The following is a 5,045-nucleotide window of genomic DNA, read 5'->3' on the forward strand; positions in this document are numbered from 1 at the left end:
GCGCCCGACGCTCGCATGCGGGACCTGCGCATGGCCCACCGCGCAGGCCGGCGCCTGGTGACACGCCCCCATGCAGGGCGCCGCCACCACGCGCGCGCCTCCGGGTGGCGCAGCGTGCAGCGCGTCCAGCAGGGGCGCGGCGCCCGCCATGGCGCAGGGCAGGCCCTCGCAGACCCGGATGGTCACCGGCGCGGGCGTCGGCGCGTCATCGGCCAGCACGTCGAAATGCGCATAGAAGGTCGCGACCTCGAACACCTCGACCGGCGCCAGGCGCATCGCCTCCGCCAGCGCCAGCAGATGGCCTTCGCGCAGGCAGCCATGGCGATCCTGGAGCGCGTGCAGATGCTCGATCAGCAGGTCGCGGCGCAGCGGCGTGTCGCCCAGCGCGGCCGCCACGGCTGCGCGCGCCTCCGGCGTGGCCACGCGACCGCGTGGCCCGAGGCGCGGCCGCCATGCCGCTGCGCTCACCATGCGGCCTCCACGCCCTCAAGCGGGGCGGAATCCTGGGCCACGGCGTTTCCCCTTTTGTCTTGCTTGCCTTCCGCCGGAGAGGGTGGGACCGGCGGAGGCGGCAGGCAAGCCTGGGGCTACACCCTCACCCCGTCACGGCCAGCTTCGCCAGCAGCCTGGCATGGCTGCGCGTGCCGCCGTGGAAGCAGCAGAGGTCGAACTTCTCGTTCGGGCTGTGCACCTGGTCGTCCTCCAGCCCGAAGCCCATCAGCACGGTGTCGAGGCCGAGGATGTCCTTCAGGCTGGACACCACGGGGATCGACCCGCCGCAGCCGATCATCGCCGCCGGCTTCCCGTACTCCTCGGCCAGCGCGGCCTGCGCGGCGCGGATGAAGCGGCTGTCGGCGGGCACCTCGATGCCCGGGGAGGCGCTGAAGACCTGGAAGCTCGCCTGCGCATCGGCAGGCAGGCGGGCCTGCACGAAGGCCTTGAAGCTCTCGAACACCTTCGCGTGGTCCTGCCCGGGCACCAGCCGGAACGAGACCTTCGCATGCGCCTCGGACGGGATCACGGTCTTGCTGCCGGGCCCGGTGTAGCCGCCCCAGATGCCGTTGATGTCGGCGGTCGGCCGCGCCCAGAGCCGCTCCAGCGCGCTGCGGTCCGTCTCGCCCACCGGCACCGAAAGGCCAATGGCGCCCAGGAAGTCGTGCTCGCTGAAGCCCAGCGCCTGCCAGGCGGCGCGCTGCGCGGCGGAGGTCTCCGCCACGCCGTCGTAGAAGCCCGGCAGCTGGATGCGGCCCTGCGCGTCGTGCAGCTGGCCCAGGATGCGCGTGATCAGGTTCAGCGGGTTCAGCGCGCTGCCGCCATACATCCCGGAATGCAGGTCGCGGTTCGCCGCCTTCAGGTCGAGCTGCATGTAGCACATGCCGCGCAGCCGCGTGGACAGGGCCGGCGTCGTCACGTCCCACATGCCGGTGTCGCTGATCACCGCGACATCGGCCTTCAGCTCGTCCCGGTTCGCGGCCAGGAAGGGGCCGAGATTGGCCGAGCCGATCTCCTCCTCGCCTTCGATCACCGCGGTGATGGCGCAGGGCGGGCCGCCGGCGACGTTCCGCCACGCGCGCAGCGCCTCGATCCACATCAGCGTCTGGCCCTTGTCGTCCACCGCGCCGCGCGCGACCACGCGCTTGCCGTGCGGCCCGTCCACCAGCACGGGCTCGAAGGGCGGGCTGGTCCAGAGCTCCAGCGGGTCGGCCGGCTGCACGTCGTAATGGCCGTAGTAGAGCAGATGCGGCGCGTCGCCGCCCGGCCCGGGATGGTGCGCCACGACCACGGGATGCTTCGGCGTCTGCCGCAGGCTCGCCTCGAAGCCGAGGCCGATCAGCTGGTCGCGCACCCATTCCGCCGCGCGCACGCAATCCGCCGCATGCGCCGGCTGCGCGCTGACGGAGGGGATGCGCAGCCACTCCACCAGCCGCGCAACGGCGTGCTCGCGGTCGGCGTCGATGGCGGCGAGCAGCTTGTCGGTGAGGTCCATCATGTCACTCCGTCAGGGCGCGGCGGATCAGCCCGAAGGCGGCATCCACGGTGGCCGCGCGGATCGCGCCGCGGTCGCCCGGAAAGACGTGCCGCTCCACCTGCGTCTCCATCCCACGCCGGGCACAGCCGATGAAGACGAGGCCGACCGGCTTCGCCGCGCTGCCGCCCGAGGGTCCGGCGATGCCGGTGCAGGAGATGGCGATGCCGGCGCCGGAGTCGGCCAGCGCACCCTCTGCCATGCTGCGCGCCACCGGCTCGCTGACTGCGCCATGCGCTGCCAGCATCGCCTCAGGCACCCCGACCAGCCGTGTCTTGGCCTCGTTGGAGTAGGTCACGTAGCCCGCCAGCACCGTCGCCGAGGATCCGGGAATCGCCGTGAGAGCGGCGGCGATCAGGCCGCCGGTGCAGCTCTCGGCCGTCGCCAGCGTCACGCCGCGCGCCTGCAACTCGGCGAGCAGCACGGCGGCGTCCTGAAGCGTCGTCGCGTTCAACATCATGCGAGCACCCCCGGAAAGGCGGCCACGAGGCCGAGCAGCGCCGCCGCCGCGATCGCGCCGGCGACGAGGTCGTCCAGCATGACGCCCAGCGCGCCCGGCTGCGCATCCGCCCAGGAGACCGGCCAGGGCTTGGCGATGTCCAGCAGCCGGAACAGCGCGAAGGCCAGCAGGATGCCGGGGAGGCTCGCGACGGGCAGCGCCGCAAGCGCCAGCAGCATCCCCGCGCCCTCGTCGGCGACGAACCAGCCCGGATCCTCCTGCGCATCGGCCAGCACGCGCGGGGCGGCCCAGAAGCCGGCCAGCGTCAGCAGCGCCGCCAGCGCCAGGCAGGGCAGGGGGCCGAGCAGCGCCAGCGGCAGCACGACTGCCGAGCCCCAGGTGCCGGGCCCGGGCCGCAGGAGACCCGCGCCCCCCAGCGTCGCGACCAGCTTCGCCGCGGTCACGCGATGCCGTGCAGGAAGCGGTCGAGCGGCGCCACCACCTCCGGCTCCTCCAGCCGCGGCGCATGGCCGCTGCCCGCCAGCTCCACGAAGGCCATGTCGGGCCGCTGCGCGCGCATGCGCGCCGCGGTCGGCGCCGAGAGCAGGTCGGAAAGCGCGCCGCGCACCAGCATCAGCGGCGCATGCGCCAGCGCGCCGAAGGCGCCCCAGAGCGAGGGCGGCGGTCCTGCGCCGCGCAGCGCCTCCGCGATGCGGATGTCCCAGCGCGGATGCCACCGTCCGTCATCGCCGGGCGCGTAGGTCAGCGCCGCAAACCGCCGCCAGCCCGCTGCATCCATGCGCAGCGGCGGCAGGTGCGACTGCAGATGCGCCACCGCCTCCTCCAGCGAGCCCAGCGCGGGGTCGCGGCCGACGAAGTTCTGCACGAAGTCCAGCCCGACGGGCTCCAGTTCCGGCCCGATGTCGTTCAGCACCGCGCCGGCCACCGCGCCGGGCCGCATCACCGCCAGCACCATCGCCAGGATGCCGCCGAAGCTGGTGCCGACGATCACGGCGCGCGGGCAGTGCAGCGCCGCCATCGCGTCCAGCACATCGCCCAGCGACTTCTCGATGCCGTAGCGCGCGATGCCCTCCGGCCGACCGCTCTCGCCATGGCCGGCATGATCCAGCGCGACGACGCGCCGCGTGCCCCGGTGCCGCGCGGCCAGCGCCTCGAAGTCGGCGGCGCTGCGCGTCAGGCCGGGCAGGCATAGAAGAGGCGTGCGGCCGTCCGGCCCGCCGTGATCCAGCGCCGAAAGCGGCAGTCCGTCGCGGGCGCGGAAGGTGACGCGCCGGGTCAACGGCGGCCCTCCAGCAGGCTGGCGAGCGGATGCGCCAGGTCCGCGGTCGCGACGTTGCGCGCGCGGTAGACGACGACGTTCTCGATCACCCGCTGCACGTAGTTGCGCGTCTCCGTGAAGGGGATCAGCTCGATCCAGTCGCGCACATCGGGGCCGGAGGCCAGGCGCGGGTCGCCATAGGTCACCAGCCACTCGTCCACGCGCCCGGGCCCGGCATTGTACGCCGCCGCCGCGAGCGGCATGGCGCCGGCGTAGCGCGCGAGCATGTCGCTGATATAGGCCGAGCCCAGCCGCAGATTGTGCGCCGCGTCGGTGGTCAGCATCGGCGTGCTGTGCGGGATGCCGAGCCGGCGAGCGACGAGCTGCGCGGTGCTTGGCAGCAGCTGCATCGGCCCGCGCGCATTGGCCGAGGAGACGGCGCCGAGCTCGAAATTGCTCTCCTGCCGGGTGATGGCGTTCACCAGCGCCGGCTCCGCCCCGTCGGCCGGCGTGGCATAGGGCGTCGGCCAGCCATCCTCCAGCAGCACCACCCCGTCGGCGCCCGCCCGCCGCGCCACCCACACCGCGTGGTCCGGCCGCCCGATCAGCATCGCGAGACGCGCGATCAGCCAGCGATCGGTCGCGTCGGGGGAGATGTCCTCCATGCGCAGCAGGAACATCCGCGCGCGGTCGGACTGGCCGAGATCGGCGAGCGTGACGACGGCGCGCGTCAGCTCCCGCGCGGCGAAGAGGTCGGCGACGTCGGTGCCGGGGCGGGGCAGGGCAGTGGCGGCGACGCGGGCCGCCAGTTGCTGCGGCGATTCGCCCAGCGCCACGCTGGCGAGCTGGCCATAGAAGGCGGTGGCGAGCGGCGCGGCTGCCTCGAATCGGCTGCGTGCCGCGGCCTGGTTGCCCTGCGCCGCGAGCGCCAAGCCTTCCCAATAGGCGCTGCGCGCACGGGTGATCACGCTGCGGCTGTCCTCGCCGACCCGCGCGAAGTGGCGCGCCGCGCGGGCGGGGTCGTTCAGCCGGCGCAGCGCGATGAAGCCGGCCAGGAACTCGGCCTCCTGCCGCGGCTCGCCCGGCTCGGTCAGGCCGTGGCCGGCGGCGACGCGATAGGCGGTGGCGGGATCGCCGAGCCGCAGCAGCTTACGGGCCAGAACCTGCCGCTCGGCCCAGGTGCCGCGTCCGGCCTCGGACGGCATGCCCTGCTGCAGCGGCTCGGCCGCGGCCCAGACGGCGGCCGCCTCCGCGTCGCGGTCGCGGCGGCGCAGCAGGCGGGCACGCTCATAGGCGACGCC

6 protein-coding genes are annotated in these 5,045 nt (G+C 74.1%); all 6 read right to left on the reverse strand.

What is annotated here, in order from left to right:
- The coding region (locus tag OZN99_RS25150; RefSeq protein WP_270937981.1) for an NADH-quinone oxidoreductase subunit NuoE family protein at window positions 1–396 on the reverse strand (396 nt) is incomplete at its 3' end.
- A gap of 199 nt (window positions 397–595) precedes the next feature.
- The gene (locus tag OZN99_RS25155; protein ID WP_408611937.1) at window positions 596–1,987 is read right to left on the reverse strand and encodes a dipeptidase; all 1,392 of its coding nucleotides are present in this window, start codon (window positions 1,985–1,987) and stop codon (window positions 596–598) included.
- Window positions 1,988–1,991: 4 nt separating this feature from the next.
- Window positions 1,992–2,483 carry a CinA family protein gene (locus OZN99_RS25160; RefSeq protein WP_270937986.1) on the reverse strand — a complete coding sequence of 164 codons (492 nt, stop codon included), beginning with the start codon at window positions 2,481–2,483 and terminating at the stop codon, window positions 1,992–1,994.
- Entirely contained in the window at window positions 2,483–2,929 is a 447-nt protein-coding gene (locus tag OZN99_RS25165; protein ID WP_270937983.1) for a phosphatidylglycerophosphatase A family protein, read from the reverse strand. The genes OZN99_RS25160 and OZN99_RS25165 overlap by 1 nt, the downstream gene beginning before the upstream one ends.
- The gene (locus tag OZN99_RS25170; protein ID WP_270937984.1) at window positions 2,926–3,765 is read right to left on the reverse strand and encodes an alpha/beta fold hydrolase; all 840 of its coding nucleotides are present in this window, start codon (window positions 3,763–3,765) and stop codon (window positions 2,926–2,928) included. Before OZN99_RS25170 ends, OZN99_RS25165 begins: the two co-directional genes overlap by 4 nt.
- The coding region (locus OZN99_RS25175; RefSeq protein ID WP_270937985.1) for a lytic transglycosylase domain-containing protein at window positions 3,762–5,045 on the reverse strand (1,284 nt) is incomplete at its 5' end. The genes OZN99_RS25170 and OZN99_RS25175, both read right to left, overlap by 4 nt.

Source organism: Falsiroseomonas oryzae (assembly GCF_027856955.1).
GTDB lineage: Bacteria > Pseudomonadota > Alphaproteobacteria > Acetobacterales > Acetobacteraceae > Falsiroseomonas > Falsiroseomonas oryzae.